This is a genomic window from Paenisporosarcina sp. HGH0030, from assembly GCF_000411295.1.
Lineage (GTDB): Bacteria > Bacillota > Bacilli > Bacillales_A > Planococcaceae > Paenisporosarcina.
The window spans coordinates 122,250-139,896 of sequence record NZ_KE150422.1 but is presented as its reverse complement, the minus strand read 5'-3'; the positions used below and the strand labels follow the sequence as shown (position 1 = coordinate 139,896).

Here is a 17,647-nt window from a genome sequence, read left to right as displayed (position 1 = left end):
GTGTTCCATTGGGGAATATGATAAAATATGAACATTCAATAAAAATGGCCGAACCCCGCTAACCTTAACAAAAGTAGCGCTTTCCGCTTTATAAACAAGGAGGAAATTATGGTACAGAATTTTGATTTGCAGGCTCCTTACAAACCCGATGGAGACCAACCGCAGGCGATTCGCGAATTGGTAAAAGGAATTGAAGAAGGTCGGAAATACCAGACGTTACTTGGTGCAACAGGAACAGGTAAAACATTTACCGTGTCGAATGTAGTGACGGAAATCAAAAAGCCGACATTAGTCATGGCTCACAATAAAACACTTGCAGGACAACTGTACAGTGAGTTCAAAGAATTCTTCCCGAATAATGCGGTGGAGTATTTTGTTAGTTTCTACGATTACTATCAACCGGAGGCTTATGTGCCACAAACGGATACGTATATCGAAAAAGATTCAAGTATTAATGAAGAGATTGATAAATTGCGCCACTCCGCAACGTCGGCTTTATTTGAACGAGAGGATGTATTAATTGTTGCATCCGTTTCATGTATATATGGACTCGGAAATCCCGAAGAATATCGGGAAATGGTGTTGTCCCTTCGTACGGGAATGGAAATCGAACGCAATCAATTACTCCGTCGATTGGTCGATATTCAATATGAACGAAACGATATGAATTTCGTCCGCGGGAAGTTCCGTGTGCGAGGAGATGTCGTTGAAATTTTCCCGGCTTCCCGTGATGAACGGTGCATTCGTGTTGAGTTTTTCGGGGATGAAATCGACCGGATACGTGAAGTGGATGCCTTAACAGGTGAAATTATCGGAGACCGTGAACATGTAGCGATATTCCCGAACTCCCACTTCGTTACCCGTGAAGAAAAATTGCTGAAAGCGATAGAAAATATTGAAATTGAATTAGAACAGCAACTGAAAGTTCTACGTGGCGCAGACAAATTACTAGAAGCGCAGCGTCTGGAACAACGTACCCGCTACGACTTGGAAATGATGCGCGAGATGGGCTTTTGTTCAGGTATCGAAAACTATTCACGTCATTTAACACTGCGCGAATCTGGGGCCACCCCATATACATTACTTGATTATTTTCCAGACGATTTCCTGATGGTCGTGGATGAAAGCCACGTAACATTGCCTCAAGTAAGGGGGATGTTCAACGGGGACCAGGCTCGTAAGAAAGTGTTGGTGGATCATGGGTTCCGGTTACCATCAGCCATGGATAACAGACCATTGACATTCCAGGAATTTGAAGGTCATATGGGGCAAGCCATATTCGTTTCAGCGACTCCAGGACCTTATGAATTGGAACACACACCTGACATGGTTGAGCAAATCATTAGACCGACAGGCTTGTTAGACCCTACAATCGATGTCCGTCCGATTGAAGGTCAGATTGATGATTTGATTGATGAAATCCGTCAACGGGCCGAGCGTAATGAACGGGTTCTTGTGACCACATTAACGAAAAAAATGTCAGAGGATTTAACCGATTATTTAAAAGAAATCGGCATTAAAGTTAATTATTTGCACTCAGAAATCAAGACACTTGAGCGAATTGAAATTATTAGAGAACTTCGCATGGGTACGTATGATGTATTGATTGGCATCAACTTGCTCAGAGAAGGACTCGATATTCCGGAAGTTTCGCTAGTGACGATTTTGGATGCGGACAAAGAAGGGTTTTTACGTTCCGAGCGTTCACTTATTCAAACAATTGGACGGGCAGCACGTAATGCCAATGGACATGTCATCATGTATGCGGATCGCATGACGGATTCGATGACCAAAGCAATTGGTGAAACGCAGCGACGCCGCGATATCCAAATAGAGTATAACGAAAAACATGGCATTACCCCACAAACAATTCAGAAGAAAATTCGCGATGTCATTCGTGCTTCTCATAATGCAGAAGAAACATCGACATATATGGAAAAAGTAACAAAAGGCAAAAAATTGACCAAAGACGAGAAAGCGACATTATTGCTGACTTTGGAAAAAGAAATGAAAGACGCAGCGAAAGCACTCGATTTCGAACGTGCAGCTGAACTGCGTGACACGATTTTGGAACTGAAAGCGGAAGGATGAACCGATTTGAAAAACCAGGAAATTCGTATACAAGGTGCACGTGCACATAATTTGAAAAACGTAGATTTAACAATTCCACGAGACAAGCTTGTTGTCATGACAGGCTTATCGGGATCGGGTAAATCTTCACTTGCTTTCGATACGATTTATGCAGAAGGACAACGACGTTATGTCGAGTCATTGTCTGCCTATGCACGACAGTTTTTAGGTCAAATGGATAAACCGGATGTAGATGCCATTGAAGGCTTGTCACCTGCCATTTCCATTGACCAAAAAACAACAAGCCGCAATCCTCGTTCCACTGTGGGGACAGTAACGGAAATTTATGATTATTTACGACTGTTATTTGCACGTGTCGGGAAACCGATCTGTCCAAATCACGGGACTGAAATTACATCACAGACCATTGAGCAAATGGTTGACCGTTTGATGGAATTCCCAGAACGTACGCGGATGCAAATTTTAGCGCCGATTGTTTCCGGTCGTAAAGGTACTCATGCAAAAATGCTGGAAGATGTGAAGAAGCAAGGCTATGTACGAGTGCGTGTAAACGGTGATTTAATGGATCTGGATGACGACATTAATTTAGACAAAAATAAAAAGCATGACATTGAAATTGTTATTGACCGTGTCGTGATGAAGGATGATGTTGCAGCACGACTGGCAGATTCATTGGAGTCCGCGTTAAGACTGGCGGATGGTCGTGTCTTGATTGATGTAATGGAACATGAAGTATTACTGTTCAGTGAACATCATGCATGTCCAATTTGTGGATTTTCAATTGGGGAACTAGAACCACGCATGTTTTCATTCAACAGTCCATTTGGAGCCTGTCCGGAATGTGATGGTCTAGGTACGAAGCTTGAAGTGGATCCTGAACTTGTGATTCCCGATTGGTCAAAATCGTTGAATGAAGGAGCGATTGTACCGTGGGAACCGACCAGTTCTCAATACTATCCACAACTTTTGGCGGCAGTATGTAAACATTACAAAATCGATATGAAAAAACCCGTGAAAAAACTGCCGAAAGAACAAATGGATAAAATTCTTCATGGCTCTGGCAAGGATAAAATTACATTCCGTTATGAAAATGATTTTGGACAAGTTCGGAGCAATGAGATTTATTTTGAAGGCGTATTAAAAAATATCGAACGCCGTTATAAAGAAACGTCGTCGGATTATATTCGCGAGCAAATGGAAAAATATATGGCCCAACAAGATTGCCCAACATGTGAAGGCTATCGTCTGAAACCTGAAACATTGGCAGTAAAAGTAGCTTCACTACATGTCGGACAAGTGACGTCTTTCTCCATTCAGGAAGCTGATGCATTTTTCAAATCACTCGAGTTATCCGAAAAAGATATGCAAATTGCACGACTCATTTTACGTGAAATCGATGAACGACTTGGGTTCCTTATTAATGTGGGACTGGATTATCTAACGTTGAGTCGAGCTGCTGGAACATTGTCGGGTGGGGAAGCACAACGTATCCGTTTAGCGACTCAAATTGGTTCGCGTTTATCGGGCGTACTTTACATTTTGGATGAACCTTCAATCGGCTTGCATCAACGAGATAATGATCGCTTGATTTCAACGCTTAAAAATATGCGAGATATCGGTAACACGTTAATTGTGGTTGAACATGATGAAGACACGATGATGGCTGCAGATTATTTAATTGACGTGGGTCCTGGAGCAGGAGTACATGGTGGAGAAATTGTCGCTTCCGGAACACCGGCGCAGGTCATGAAAAACACGAAGTCCATTACCGGTCAATATTTAAGCGGGAAGAAATTCATTCCGCTGCCTACAGAACGTCGCAAACCGGACGGTCGTTTGATAACGATCAAGGGAGCGACAGAAAACAATTTGAAAAATGTTACCGTGGATATTCCGCTGGGTGTTTTCACTTCGGTTACAGGTGTGTCAGGTTCAGGGAAAAGTACGTTGATAAATGAAATTTTGCATAAAGCTCTCGCTCAAAAGCTAAATCGAGCAAAATCGAAACCTGGACAGCACATAGAAGTAACAGGTATCGAACAATTGGAAAAAGTCATTGATATTGACCAGTCTCCAATTGGCCGAACACCAAGATCAAATCCAGCTACCTACACGGGTGTATTTGATGATATTCGTGATGTGTATGCGTCAACGAACGAAGCGAAAGTGCGTGGCTACAAAAAAGGTCGATTCAGTTTTAACGTTAAAGGTGGACGTTGTGAAGCTTGTCGTGGTGACGGTATCATCAAGATTGAAATGCATTTCTTGCCGGATGTCTATGTACCATGTGAGATTTGCCATGGGAAACGATACAACCGTGAAACACTGGAAGTGAAATACAAAGACAAAAATATTGCAGATGTATTGAAAATGACAGTGGAAGACGGTCTGAAATTCTTTGAAAATATCCCGAAAATCAGCCGTAAACTTCAAACAATTGTCGATGTAGGCCTAGGCTATATGGAGTTGGGCCAGCCAGCTACGACGTTATCAGGTGGTGAAGCACAACGGGTTAAGTTGGCTTCGGAATTGCATAAACGCTCAAACGGAAAATCGTTCTATATTTTAGATGAACCGACAACAGGACTTCATGCACATGACATTGCCCGTTTGCTTGTTGTCTTGCAGCGATTGGTTGAAAGCGGCGATACCGTTTTAGTAATCGAACATAACTTAGACGTTATTAAAACTTCCGATTACTTGATTGATTTAGGGCCAGAAGGTGGCGATAAAGGCGGCACCATTTTAGCAGTGGGTACCCCTGAAGAAATTGCCAATGTCAAAAAGTCATATACAGGTCGCTATTTAAAACCTGTGCTAGAACGTGACCGTCAGCGCATGGAAGATCAAATCGCAAAAGCTTCCACAAAAAAGAAGGCGAAAAAAGAGACAGTTTCAGCTAAATGAAACCTTTTTGTGGATGAACCGTATGTATAAGGGAAGAACAAAGTTCCGCGCAAAGCGGCTTTGAAGGAGGCCAACTATATGCAAGAAGAACGTAAACGCATTTTAGATCTAGTTGAAAAAGGAACGATTTCTGCTCAAGAAGCGTTGGTATTACTAGAGGCTCTTGGAAATGATAAGGCTAAACCTAGTGTGTCGGCATACGCTGGACCGGGAACGTCTGATGTGCATAACCATTCCACTCATACAAATTCTGAAACACACAACAAGAAAACCACATCCTCTCAAGCAGAAGATTTTATGGAAGATATTAAAAGAGATTTTTCGCAATTCAGCGACCGTTTCATGCAATTTATGCAAACGGCTGTCGGTAAAATGAAATCATTCGATTTCGATATGCCTTTCGGTGAACCGAACGAATTTCATCACACCTTTACAAAAGAGTTGGCAGATTTCAAAGAAGTCTCTGTCGACATTGCCAATGGGAAGTTCGAAATTTATCCTTCACAAGACGGTCAAGTACGAGCGGAATGCCATGTGAAAGTGTATCGTGCTCCCAATGAAGAGGATGGGAAGAAAGATTTCTTTGAAAAATTTGTATTTGTCGTGGATCAACAAAGATTGCGCATTATCAGCGATATGAAAACAACTTCTGTCAATGTCGTCTTGTATGTTCCAAAACAAATGTATGATTCCATATCGGTTCGATTGTTCAATGGAGCCTTCATCAGCAAACATCTAGAAGTGGGACGCTTTAAAGTCAAAACCGCTAATGGCAAAATTGAATTGAAAAATGTTCAATTGGAGGATGGTGAAATCCAGACTGCCAATGGCGCCATTAATATTAAAGATGCCATTGGAAACAAGGTTGATGCAGAAACCATAAATGGTCGTATTTACATTGATGGCCATTTAAAAGATATTGAAGCACAATCTGTGAATGGTCATGTCGTTGTCACCACGAAAAATCCCGAAGCACGTAAAGTTGAGGGACGTGCAGTGGCTGGTACAGTAGAAATTTATGTCCCTTCCACGGTTGCCTTGCAAGGAGAAGTGGCTTCGAATTTCGGGAAAATGGACGTATCATTGCCGGATGTGACACGTTTAAATGAGCAAGAGCATTTCTTGCAAAAAAATATCCGTTTTACAAAAGAACTCACAGATTCAACAGCAGCTCCTCTATATATTAAAGGGGAAGCAAAAACAGGCTCGATTGTCGTACGCTATACAACAGCTGAATAACTAGAAAATCCCCAAATCGAAAGTACAATCGATTTGGGGATTTTTATATTCCTTATTATAATGAACACAGTATACCGAAAACGATGGCTTGTGCACATTGCTGTTGATATCCTAGACTTTTTAACAAGTCTGCTTCTTTTTTATTTGTCATAAATCCACATTCCACTAATATGGCAGGCATCGTCGTTTCCCTCAGCACGGCTAAGTCTCCTTTTTTAACACCTCGATTTTTTCTACCTGTGCGCATGATCAAAGCTTGCTGCACAAAAGTAGCCATCCGAGTTGAAGTTTCGCTTGGGTTCAAACAAGTATACGTTTCAATGCCTTGAGCTTGGTTCCAATCATTGCCGAAAGCATTCGCATGAATCGATATAAATGCTGAAACTTTCAGTTTGTTCGCTAGAGATATGCGTTCTGAAAGTGCAACATCGCAAGAATTATTATGCGAAAATAGTACGGTAAATCCTTCAGCAGTTAAGAGTTTCTTGACATGTATAGCCGTGGCTACATTAAAAGTGAATTCCCGTAAGGCTCCATCAGGCGATCGTTTACCTGAAGTTTCTGGACCATGTCCAGCATCGATGATTATCTTCTTCATTCTTCATCCCTCCTAATACTTACATAGGAAAAATGAAAGAAGAGAGATAATTTCGATAGAGATTACCTTCAATTTAGTACAATGAAATTAATGTTGTACTATCAAAATGCTTGTCTAGCTCCAATTGCCATCCCTAACCTTCCAGCGAAGATGTACAGCAAAACGGCACTTTGCGCTTTTCTCAAAGTGCATGCTAAAATAAAGGACATGACGGATAATTCGCATTTCGAAGAAAGCAGGTGATATTTTGGTACAAGTGACAACAAAAGATGTAATGGAAATGTTCGATTTAAAACTAGTCAGTGGCCAGGAAGGCATCGGCAGGCATATTGCCATCAGCGATATCTCAAGACCAGGGTTAGAAATGGCCGGTTATTTTACACACTACCCAGCAAACCGTGTCCAACTACTCGGCACGACAGAACTGTCATTTTATGATATGTTGCTGCCTCACGAACGAATAGATCGCATGAAAAAGTTATGCTCACCTGATACACCAGCTATTATTGTTTCACATGGTATGACCGTACCGGAAGAACTGAAGATTGCTTCGAATGAAGAGCACGTACCGGTATTGACTGCAAAAATGGCAACTACGAGGTTCTCCAGTTTGCTGACAAACTTTTTGGAAAGCAAACTCGCACCTACCACTGCAGTACACGGCGTACTCGTTGATATTTATGGGGTAGGCGTTTTGATTACAGGGAAGAGTGGGGTCGGTAAAAGTGAGACCGCTCTAGAACTTGTCAAAAGAGGTCATCGCCTCGTTGCTGACGATTGTGTGGAAATCAGACAAGAAGCCGAAAATACACTTGTAGGGAATCCACCAAAACTGATTGAGCATTTACTAGAAATCCGTGGACTGGGCATTATTGATATCATGACTTTGTTCGGTGCAAGTGCAATACGCAGCTTCAAACGGATATCTCTAGTAATTGATTTAGAGATTTGGGATGCACAGAAAACGTATGACCGTCTCGGGCTCGAGGAAGAAAAAATGAAAATTATTGATACGGATCTGACGAGACTGACGATTCCCGTTCGACCTGGTCGGAACTTAGCAGTTATTATTGAAGTGGCAGCGATGAACTATCGTTTGAAACGTATGGGAGTCAATGCAGCAGAGGAATTTTCCAATCGTCTGAACGATGTCATTAGTCAAAATGAAGACGCTACATATTAAAAGCAGGAAGTATGGAAGGGGTATAACATGAATTTTTTACTTGGAGCATTTGATCCAATCGCGATTTCTCTTGGACCGATTGATGTACGCTGGTACGGCGCCATTATCGCTTTTGGAATTGTTTTGGCATTTCTAGTAGCACAGCGTGAAATGCTGAAACGAGGTTTTCACGAAGAATTCTTAACGGATTTATTGATATGGGCTGTCCCATTGGCAATTCTTGGGGCGCGTCTTTATTACGTAATATTTAAATGGGAGTATTACTCCGAAAATCCCGGTGATATCCTTCAAGTTTGGGAGGGAGGACTTGCCATACATGGAGCATTGATTGCTTCATTCGTTACCGCTTATGTGTTTACGAAAAAACGAAAAGTCTCATTTTTGAAACTGGCGGACGTAGTGGCACCAAGTATCCTAATCGGTCAGACAATAGGACGTTGGGGTAACTTTATGAATCAGGAAGCCCACGGAGGACCTGTATCACGTGCTTTCTTAGAGAATATGTTTTTACCAGACTGGATTATCGAACAAATGCGAATTGATGGGACGTATTACCATCCCACTTTCTTATATGAATCTATATGGAATTTCATGGGTGTTGTTATCTTAATATTATTGCGTAGAGTTAATTTACTACGCGGAGAAATGTTCTTGTTTTATCTTATCTGGTATTCTGTGGGACGTTTCTTTATTGAAGGATTGCGGACTGACAGTCTGTACTTACTCGGGGAACTTCGCACGGCACAGGTAGTGTCTCTTATTACAGTTGTTGTTGCACTATTGATTGTTGTTTACCGTCGTATGACCATTAAAGATCCTGTGCGTTATAAAGACGCATAAATAAGGAAGTATCATACATGACTACAATAAAAAATGGACTGCTGGCGGGTCTTAAAACAACCTGGACGCTTAGCAAGATCATATTTCCAATTACATTGTTGCTGGTTATTTTGCAGTACACACCAGTTCTTCCGTGGATTATTGACTTCGTTTCTCCCATCATGGGTTTATTCGGATTGCGCGGCGATGCAGCGATTCCGCTAGTATTAGGAAACGTTCTCAATTTGTATGCAGGGATTGCTGGAATACTTTCACTCGAATTGACTGTTAAAGAAGTCTTTATTCTGGCAGTCATGTTGTCATTCTCACATAATATTTTTATTGAAACGGGAGTAGCATTAAAGGTTGGCGTAAAATTGTGGGTAGTTTTACTCGTAAGATTTGGTCTTGCAGCTATAACGGCAATCGTCATAAACCTGGTGTGGTCTGGTGGTTCGCAAGTCGCTCAATATGGGATGGCACCAAAAATGGCTACCATGCCTGAAGGGTGGCTTGAAATCATCTTACTCGGACTGCAAAAAGCAAGTTATGGGGTACTGCAACTCGCCCTGGTCGTTATTCCATTAATGGTTGTCATTCAATATTTGAAAGACAAACAGTATTTGCAGAAGTTTTCACAAAAAATAGCACCTTTTACAAAGTTGCTCGGAATTAAACCAAATGCTTCGATGACACTGGTATCTGGATTGGTTATCGGGTTGGCATTTGGTGCAGGCGTAATGATTCAGGCAGTACAAGAGGACGGGGTCAGCAAGAAAGATGCAACGCTGGTCTTTATCTTTTTAGTCGCCTGTCACGCAGTTGTAGAAGATACGCTTATCTTTATTCCTCTTGGAATACCGATTTGGCCATTATTTTTACTAAGGCTCGGCATCGCTTTTATATTGACGATTGTGGTCGCATCAATTTGGAAAAGAGCTGAGCAAACGAAAAGAAAGGAAGTACTTACATCATGAAATCTCAACCAATAACAACGCTTCTTTTCGATTTTGATGGTACATTGCTGGATACGAATGAGCTCATCATTCAAACGTTTTTAAGTGTTTTGGGTAAAAGATATCCCGGAAGATTTACTAAAGAAGACGCGCTGCAATTTATAGGACCGTCCTTAAAACAGACCTTTGATTCGATTGATGAAACATTGACAGAAGAGCTAATTAAAGAATACCGCGCATGGAATATTGAAATGCACGATCAAATGGCTGTCGAATTTGATGGTGTTACTGATACTCTCCGTATATTAAAAGCTCGAGGCCTTAAGATGGCAATTGTATCAACGAAAAGACAAGGTATGATTCAGAAGGGATTAACATTAATGGGGATTGAGGACATCTTCGATGTTGTGATTGCACTCGACGACGTGGTTACCCCAAAACCAGACCCTGAACCCATTCTTTTGGCACTTGAGTGTTTGAATGCAACGAAAGAAGAGGCAATAATGATCGGGGACAACTCCCATGATATCGAGGGTGGTCAAAACGCAGGTGTAAGAACAGCTGGTGTTGCATGGACTGCTAAAGGCGAAGCATATTTAGCTACTTTTAACCCAACATATATGTTGCAGCATATAACGGATTTGCTTGAAATCGTGGACGGAACATCTTCATGAGAAGGACGGAACGTTATCCCGTAGAAGGGGCAAACTCGTTGTGGCATATTTACCGAACGGTGCCTTTTTGGAAAGTGATGAAAAATTTTATCGTTATTCAACTGGGCAGATACAGCCCTTCATTACCACTGAAAAATTTCCTCTACCGACACTTTTTACATATGAAAGTTGGAGAGCAAACTTCATTTGCCTTGATGGTTATGCCTGATGTCATGTTTCCGGAGAGAATTACAATTGGAGAGAATACAATCGTCGGGTACAATACGACGCTTTTAGCTCATGAGTACTTAATTGACGAATATCGTATTGGAGACGTCATTATTGGGAATCGTGTTCTTATAGGAGCGAATTCTACCATATTACCTGGAGTTACTATTGGTGATGGTGCGATTGTTTCTGCTGCAACTCTTGTGCATAAAGATGTACCAGAAGGCAGTTTTGTCGGGGGGAATCCCATGAAAATCATTTACACTGCTGAAGAAATGGCGACACGTCGCCTTATATAACCAGAAAAGACCTCATGAAGAGAATTCCAATGCTTCATGAGGTCTTTTGTATTGACGCACTCTATTAGTTACGTTAAAATATATTTTATTTCATTGTAGTAGCATGCTAGTGTACTAAAGTAAAATATCCTTATTTTAGGAAGTGATGAAAGAATGACGCCAATTCGAAAATTTGAGAAACCGCTAGGGATGAGAGACTCATTTCCGTTAATAAATGAAAAAAAGGAAAAAGTACGGGATGTCGGCAGAAAGTTTTTCCGAAATCACGGCTTTGATTTTATCAAAACACCTACTGTTGAATATTACGAAACCGTGGGGAAAGCCTCGGCAATTTCAGATTCATCATTGTTTAAATTAGTCGATCGCCAAGGTGAGACACTTGTCTTAAGACCAGATATGACGACACCAATTGTTCGTGTGGCAACATCTAAGCTATTGAAGGAACAAATACCATTGCGTCTAGCATACTTTGCGAACGTCTTCCGTGCACAGGAAAATGAAGGCGGAAGGCCCGCTGAATTCGAGCAAATGGGCGTGGAGTTAATAGGAGATTCTTCGGTTTTCGCAGATGCAGAAATGATTATAACCGCATCGGATTTTGTACAGGAACTTGGAATTGGTGAATATCATTTAACGGTCGGACATGCTGGGTTATTGCAATCAATTTTGACGCAATTTACCGAATCCAAAGAACAAGTTAAAGAACTTCGTAAATTACTTGTGGAAAAGAACATGGTTGGATTTGAAGAGGCTGTACAATCGTATGGATTATCGAAAGTAGAAGAAGAACGCTTTATTGAATTTATTGGACATGCTTCGAATGTGCAATCCATTCAATCATTACATCCTTTTATCGACCAATCAAATATTCAGCAAGTGAACATGTTTATGTATCTTAGTGACTTGTCCGTATTACTGGAAAATGCAGGTCTTTCAAATCTGGTCACATACGATCTGACACTTACTAGTGAAATGAGTTATTACACTGGGATGTTATTTGAAGTTTTTGCGAGGGGATCAGGTTTTCCGATAGGCAATGGAGGTCGCTATGACGGTTTGTTGCAGGAATTCAATTGTGATGTCGGTGCAACAGGTTTTGGATTGAGAGTAGACAGATTGCTTGAAGTGATGACTACATCGGCAACACGTAAGCCACATACGTTAATCTTTTTTGATGAAGCTAATTATATGGAAGCAGTCAATGAGGCGAATAAATTTAGACAGCAAGGGATTCGGACAACCATTCAATATGTTAATGGTGTAGAGGACAGACAGGCTTATCAGGATAACTTTACAGAAGTATTGTGGTTAACAGAAGGAGTTGGAAATAATGAGTGAACTGACAATTGCGATGCCGAAAGGACGAATTTTTGAAGAAGGTTATGTGTTACTTCAAAAAGCGGGTTTTCAGTTGCCGGATGACTTTGAAGAATCACGGAAACTCATTGTTGAAGCTCCTGGTGAAAAGATTCGATTTATTCTTGCGAAACCGATGGATGTACCTGTTTATGTGGAACATGGGGTTGCAGATATAGGAATAGCGGGTAAAGATGTATTACTTGAACAAAAACGAATTGTTCATGAGTTGCTGGATTTAAAAATCAGCGAATGCTATATCGCAACTGCAGGCTTGCCGAATACAGTCATGAATGAGATTGCGCCTCGTGTGGCAACTAAATATCCTGAAATTGCTTCGGCTTTTTACAAAGAAAAAGGGGAGCAAGTTGAAATTATTGGATTAAATGGTTCAATCGAACTGGCACCCATGATTGGGCTGGCCGATCGAATTGTGGATATCGTATCTTCTGGCCGGACATTGAAAGAAAATGGACTTGTTGAATACGAACGCATTGTGGATGTGACATCGAGGTTAATTGCTAATCCCGTCAGTTACCGCCTAAAAAGCGAACGCATCCGCGATATGGTGAAGCGACTGAAAGATTCAATGGAGTAAGGAGGATATTATATGCAAATCGTTTCTTTAACGAAAGATATATCATTAAAACGACCTTTGGAAATGGGCAATGAGGAGCAATTGAACACCGTGAAAATGGTATTGTCCGATGTCAAAAAACGCGGTGACCAAGCAGTCGCGGACTATAGCGAGAAATGGGACGGAATTAAACTAAGTGAATTTAGTGTTTCGATGGATGAAATTCAACAAGCACTCGCCAATTTTGATGAAGAACTTAAAAATGATTTGGAAGAAGCGGCAAAAAATATCCGCCTTTTTCATGAAATGCAAAAACGGTCATCTTATGAAGTTGACGTCAAAAATGGCTCATTTATTGGACAACGAGTAAGTCCATTGGATGCAGTTGGTTTGTACGTGCCAGGTGGTTCCGCTGCTTATCCGTCATCGGTATTAATGAATGTCATTCCGGCACAAGTGGCTGGTGTTGAACGAATTGTCATTGTGTCACCTCCAAACGATAAAGGAGCACTACCAGACGCAGTATTGGTTGCGGCTTCGATTTTAGGAATTGAAGAAATTTATAAAATGGGTGGAGCTCAGGCAATCGCTGCTCTTGCATATGGTACCGAATCCATTGCACCTGTAGATAAAATAACAGGTCCAGGTAATGTGTTTGTTGCATTGGCCAAACGGGAAGTATTTGGTGAAGTGGCTATTGATATGATTGCAGGACCGAGTGAAATTGCCATCATCGCAGATGATACTGCATATGCGGACGAAATTGCCGCCGATTTATTATCGCAAGCTGAACATGATCCGATGGCTTGTCCGATTTTACTGACGACGAGCAATGTATTTGCTCAGGAAGTTGCAATAGAAGTGGAGAAACAATTGCGAACGCTCCCGCGTGAGAAGATTGCACGGGCAGCTGTTGAAAAGTTCGGGAAAATTTATGTTGCAGAAACAATGCTGGATATTATTAAAGCTGTAAATAAATTGGCACCGGAGCATTTGGAAATCATGACAATCAATCCTCATGAAGTTGCACAACAAGTGCGACATGCAGGTGCGATTTTTATCGGTCGATACAGTTCGGAACCAATTGGTGACTACTTTGCAGGGACCAATCATGTTTTGCCGACAAACAGCACTGCTCGGTTCTCCAGTCCATTATCGGTGGATGATTTTATCAAAAAGACAAGCATCATTTTTTACACAGAAGAAACATGGCAACAACATGCAGACAAAATAGCAAGACTGGCTAGAATGGAAGGGTTAGAAGCCCATGCAAGAGCTGTAGAATCAAGAGGCTGGAAAAAGGGGATGAATCAATCATGACACGCGAAGCAACGATTAATAGAAAAACGAACGAAACACAAGTGAAAGTTACGATGCAACTGGATGGAGAAGGACAGGCCACGATTGATACTGGCGTCCCTTTTATGGATCATATGCTTGATTTATTTGTGAAACATGGATTCTTTAATGCGACCATTCAAGCGTCTGGTGATACACATATTGATGATCATCATACAACTGAAGATATCGGGATTGTACTCGGGCAAGTTGTCAAAGAAGCGTTAGGTGACAAAAAAGGGATACGACGATACGGTAATGCATTTGTGCCGATGGATGATGCACTGGCGCAAGTGATTGTGGATTGTTCAAACCGTCCTCACCTTGAATTCAGAGCGACATTCCCTAAAGAAAAAGTAGGGAATTTCGATACGGAACTTGTCCATGAATTTTTATGGAAATTCACTCTCGAAGCACGGATGAATGTTCATGTAATCCTTCATTATGGCCATAATACACACCACATGATTGAAGCCATATTCAAAGCTTTGGCAAGAGCGCTCGATGAAGCGGTATCCATTGATCCGCGTGTCAAAGGAGTGCCATCCACTAAAGGATTATTAACATGAAAATTGGTGTAATCGATTACGGCATGGGCAATTTGTATAGTGTTGAACAAGCGCTGCTCCGACTAGGTTGTGAAGTTTCCATAACGGCAGATACAAACATCTTAAATCAAATGGATGGTTATGTTTTACCAGGTGTGGGGGCATTTCCAGATGCCATGAGTCGTCTGCGTGAGTCTGGATTGGATCAATATATTAAACAAATCGAGAACACCAACAAACCGTTACTTGGCATATGTCTGGGCATGCAGCTTCTATATGAAGATAGTACAGAAAATGGATGGACGGAAGGTTTAGGTATATTAACGGGTCATATTCAGAAATTTGAACAACTGGATACAGAACAAAAACGTATCAGAATTCCTCATATGGGATGGAATCCATTATCTTTTACACATCAACCAGATTGGCTGAAGGGTCTCGATAAAGAAGATTCAACTCATGTCTACTTTGTCCATTCCTATTTGGCACAAAATACAATGCAAAAAGAAGTACTGGCAAGCAGTACATATGCAGGTCAGTTTGTTCCTGGACTTGTCCAGAAAGACTCAATCACTGGTATGCAGTTTCACCCTGAAAAGTCTGGACCGTTCGGAAAGTACTTGTTGAAAAAATGGGTCGGTCAAGTAAAAGAAAGGAGTGAACAAAGATGACAGTGATTGAATTATTCCCTGCGATTGATATGCGTGGAGGCAAATGTGTGCGCTTATTTAAAGGTGATTATAATCAAGAGACGGTTTATGCGGAATCTCCTTTTGAAATGGCAAAAACTTTTGCATGCCAAGGAGCAAAGTGGATTCACATGGTAGATTTGGATGGCGCGAAAGATGGGAAACGAATTCATGATAAGGATGTAATCCGTGCGGCTACTGAGCTTGGTGTGAATGTGCAAATTGGCGGAGGAATACGCACTGAAGAAGATGTGAAATATTATCTGGATAATGGTGTGGCAAGAGTCATCATCGGAAGCTTGGCTATTCAGCAACCAGAGCTAGCGGTCTCGATAATCCAAAGGTTCGGTGCAGAGAAAATAGTTATAGGCCTTGATGCAAAAGAAGGCATGGTTGCTACACATGGATGGTTGGAAACTTCCTCAAAATCCGCGATTGAAGTAGGGCAATATTTTGCAACTCATGGTGCGAAAACCTTTATTTTTACGGATATAGCAACGGACGGAACATTAAGTGGACCTAATATTCTTGCGAATGAACTTCTTGCCGAAGCTACGGGAGCAGAAGTGATTGTTTCTGGGGGCATTAGTTCACTTTCAGACGTAAAGAAAGTTGCAAAAGCAGCCGCAGGTTCAAAAATTGGTGGCGTGATTATTGGTAAAGCACTTTATGAAAATCGTTTCACGTTACCGGAAGCATTGCGTGAGGTGGCTTCATGTTAACAAAACGAATTATTCCATGTTTGGATGTCAAAGAAGGACGAGTGGTAAAAGGGGTTCAATTTGTTTCATTACGAGATGCAGGAGATCCGGTCGAACTTGCAAAATTTTATGATGAGCAAGGGGCAGATGAGTTAGTATTTTTGGATATATCGGCTTCGCATGAAGGAAAAGAGACGATGATTGATGTCGTACGTCAAACTGCCGTTGAACTGGCTATTCCTTTTACCGTTGGAGGCGGAATCCGAACACTGGATGATATGAAAAACTTGCTGCGGGCAGGTGCAGATAAAGTATCAGTCAATACATCTGCACTTGACCGTCCCGAATTGATTGCTGAAGGTGCGGCTTATTTCGGTTCACAATGCATTGTCGTCGCTATTGATGCAAAATGGTCAGAAGATGACGGGACGTGGATGGTCTATACGCATGGTGGTCGACGGCTTACACAATGGACAGCAGTTAAATGGGCACAAGAAGCCACTCGATTAGGTGCAGGAGAAATTCTCCTGACGTCCATGAACAAAGATGGTGAAAAAAGTGGTTTTGATTTGGCGTTAACGAAAGCGGTTCGGGAGGCTGTCAATGTTCCGGTTATCGCAAGTGGTGGAGCAGGAAATGCCCAACACTTTTATGATGTATTCAATGAAGTGGATGTAGATGCGGCATTGGCGGCTTCCATTTTTCATTATAAAGAGACAAGTGTAGCAGAAGTGAAAAGTGTACTGCGAGAGAAGGGAGTGTCAGTCAGATGACAAAAAACGTATTGGAAACCATTCAATTTGATGAGCAAGGACTGATACCGGTTGTTGTTCAACATGCACAAACAAAAGAAGTGTTGACGGTCGCTTATATGAATCGTCAATCAATGGAAAAAACAATTGAAACGAAAGAAACATGGTTCTTCAGTCGTTCGAGACAAGAACTATGGCATAAAGGTGCAACGAGTGGTAACACGCAACAAGTAGTAGCCATCCGAACAGACTGTGATGAAGATGCATTAGTGGTGGAAGTGTTGCCAAAAGGTCCTGCTTGTCATACGGGTGAAGCCACTTGTTTTCATAAAGACATCCTCTCTCCAGGACAAACTGTCGGCAGTTTTGGGATTTTGGCAGATTTGGTACAAGTCATCCAACAACGTGAAAAATCTATGCCAGAAGGTGCCTATACGACCTACTTATTTGAAAAAGGCGTGGACAAAATCGGCAAGAAAATCGGGGAAGAAGCGACAGAAGTTGTAATTGCCGCAAAAAACCGTGATGCCGAAGAATTGCAATGGGAAGCGGCTGACTTGATCTATCACTTATTAGTCTTGCTTCAAGAACAAAAAGTGAATTTGTATGATGTGTTGGAAGTTTTACAGAAACGACATGAGAGTAAATCATAAGCCAATGTGCTATAATAGAGAGATACTGAAAAGGGACCTGTTGTGTTCCTTTTTATTTTT

At 41.5% G+C, this 17,647-nt stretch carries 17 protein-coding genes; 16 read left to right on the top strand and 1 reads right to left on the bottom strand.

Going from position 1 to position 17,647, the window contains the following annotated elements; translation table 11 throughout:
- Positions 1 to 108: 108 nt before the first annotated feature.
- The 3 genes from uvrB to HMPREF1210_RS12750 all read left to right on the top strand — a co-directional run bounded on the left by uvrB (position 109) and on the right by HMPREF1210_RS12750 (position 6,237).
- Positions 109 to 2,091 carry an excinuclease ABC subunit UvrB gene (gene uvrB / locus HMPREF1210_RS12760; RefSeq protein ID WP_016429108.1) on the top strand — a complete coding sequence of 661 codons (1,983 nt, stop codon included), beginning with the start codon at positions 109 to 111 and terminating at the stop codon, positions 2,089 to 2,091.
- 6 nt (positions 2,092 to 2,097) lie between these two features.
- Positions 2,098 to 4,998, top strand: a complete 2,901-nt coding sequence (gene uvrA / locus HMPREF1210_RS12755) for an excinuclease ABC subunit UvrA (protein WP_016429107.1) — start codon at positions 2,098 to 2,100, stop codon at positions 4,996 to 4,998.
- A 78-nt stretch (positions 4,999 to 5,076) separates the two neighbouring features.
- Positions 5,077 to 6,237, top strand: coding sequence for a DUF4097 family beta strand repeat-containing protein (locus tag HMPREF1210_RS12750; RefSeq protein ID WP_016429106.1), 1,161 nt, complete (start codon positions 5,077 to 5,079; stop codon positions 6,235 to 6,237).
- 55 nt (positions 6,238 to 6,292) lie between these two features.
- Here the strand turns inward: HMPREF1210_RS12750 and HMPREF1210_RS12745 are convergent, their stop codons facing one another.
- Positions 6,293 to 6,835, bottom strand: a complete 543-nt coding sequence (locus HMPREF1210_RS12745) for an N-acetylmuramoyl-L-alanine amidase (RefSeq protein WP_016429105.1) — start codon at positions 6,833 to 6,835, stop codon at positions 6,293 to 6,295.
- Between the two features lie 247 nt (positions 6,836 to 7,082).
- Here HMPREF1210_RS12745 and hprK point away from each other — a divergent pair, with 247 nt between their 5' ends.
- The 13 genes from hprK (at position 7,083) to hisIE (ending at position 17,587) form a co-directional block, all read left to right on the top strand.
- Positions 7,083 to 8,018: an HPr(Ser) kinase/phosphatase gene (gene hprK / locus HMPREF1210_RS12740; RefSeq protein WP_016429104.1), complete on the top strand. Its 936-nt coding sequence runs from the start codon at positions 7,083 to 7,085 to the stop codon at positions 8,016 to 8,018.
- A gap of 27 nt (positions 8,019 to 8,045) precedes the next feature.
- Positions 8,046 to 8,858 carry a prolipoprotein diacylglyceryl transferase gene (lgt, locus tag HMPREF1210_RS12735; RefSeq protein ID WP_016429103.1) on the top strand — a complete coding sequence of 271 codons (813 nt, stop codon included), beginning with the start codon at positions 8,046 to 8,048 and terminating at the stop codon, positions 8,856 to 8,858.
- 17 nt (positions 8,859 to 8,875) lie between these two features.
- Positions 8,876 to 9,814 carry a nucleoside recognition domain-containing protein gene (locus HMPREF1210_RS12730; RefSeq protein ID WP_016429102.1) on the top strand — a complete coding sequence of 313 codons (939 nt, stop codon included), beginning with the start codon at positions 8,876 to 8,878 and terminating at the stop codon, positions 9,812 to 9,814.
- A complete protein-coding gene (ppaX, locus tag HMPREF1210_RS12725; protein ID WP_016429101.1) occupies positions 9,811 to 10,467 on the top strand; it encodes a pyrophosphatase PpaX in 657 nt (218 codons plus the stop codon). Before HMPREF1210_RS12730 ends, ppaX begins: the two co-directional genes overlap by 4 nt.
- Positions 10,464 to 10,973, top strand: coding sequence for a DapH/DapD/GlmU-related protein (locus HMPREF1210_RS12720; protein WP_016429100.1), 510 nt, complete (start codon positions 10,464 to 10,466; stop codon positions 10,971 to 10,973). The genes ppaX and HMPREF1210_RS12720 overlap by 4 nt, the downstream gene beginning before the upstream one ends.
- A 153-nt stretch (positions 10,974 to 11,126) precedes the next feature.
- Positions 11,127 to 12,311, top strand: coding sequence for an ATP phosphoribosyltransferase regulatory subunit (locus HMPREF1210_RS12715; RefSeq protein ID WP_016429099.1), 1,185 nt, complete (start codon positions 11,127 to 11,129; stop codon positions 12,309 to 12,311).
- Positions 12,304 to 12,927: an ATP phosphoribosyltransferase gene (gene hisG, locus HMPREF1210_RS12710; protein WP_016429098.1), complete on the top strand. Its 624-nt coding sequence runs from the start codon at positions 12,304 to 12,306 to the stop codon at positions 12,925 to 12,927. The genes HMPREF1210_RS12715 and hisG overlap by 8 nt, the downstream gene beginning before the upstream one ends.
- A 12-nt stretch (positions 12,928 to 12,939) precedes the next feature.
- On the top strand, positions 12,940 to 14,226 hold the full coding sequence (gene hisD / locus HMPREF1210_RS12705) for a histidinol dehydrogenase (protein ID WP_016429097.1): 1,287 nt from the start codon (positions 12,940 to 12,942) through the stop codon (positions 14,224 to 14,226).
- Entirely contained in the window at positions 14,223 to 14,813 is a 591-nt protein-coding gene (gene hisB, locus HMPREF1210_RS12700; protein WP_016429096.1) for an imidazoleglycerol-phosphate dehydratase HisB, read from the top strand. Before hisD ends, hisB begins: the two co-directional genes overlap by 4 nt.
- Positions 14,810 to 15,463, top strand: coding sequence for an imidazole glycerol phosphate synthase subunit HisH (gene hisH / locus HMPREF1210_RS12695; RefSeq protein WP_016429095.1), 654 nt, complete (start codon positions 14,810 to 14,812; stop codon positions 15,461 to 15,463). Before hisB ends, hisH begins: the two co-directional genes overlap by 4 nt.
- Positions 15,460 to 16,203, top strand: a complete 744-nt coding sequence (hisA, locus tag HMPREF1210_RS12690; protein ID WP_016429094.1) for a 1-(5-phosphoribosyl)-5-[(5-phosphoribosylamino)methylideneamino]imidazole-4-carboxamide isomerase — start codon at positions 15,460 to 15,462, stop codon at positions 16,201 to 16,203. Before hisH ends, hisA begins: the two co-directional genes overlap by 4 nt.
- Positions 16,197 to 16,955 carry an imidazole glycerol phosphate synthase subunit HisF gene (gene hisF, locus HMPREF1210_RS12685; protein WP_016429093.1) on the top strand — a complete coding sequence of 253 codons (759 nt, stop codon included), beginning with the start codon at positions 16,197 to 16,199 and terminating at the stop codon, positions 16,953 to 16,955. The genes hisA and hisF overlap by 7 nt, the downstream gene beginning before the upstream one ends.
- Complete coding sequence (gene hisIE / locus HMPREF1210_RS12680; RefSeq protein WP_016429092.1) at positions 16,952 to 17,587, top strand: bifunctional phosphoribosyl-AMP cyclohydrolase/phosphoribosyl-ATP diphosphatase HisIE; 636 nt, start codon at positions 16,952 to 16,954, stop codon at positions 17,585 to 17,587. Before hisF ends, hisIE begins: the two co-directional genes overlap by 4 nt.
- Positions 17,588 to 17,647 lie beyond the last annotated feature (60 nt).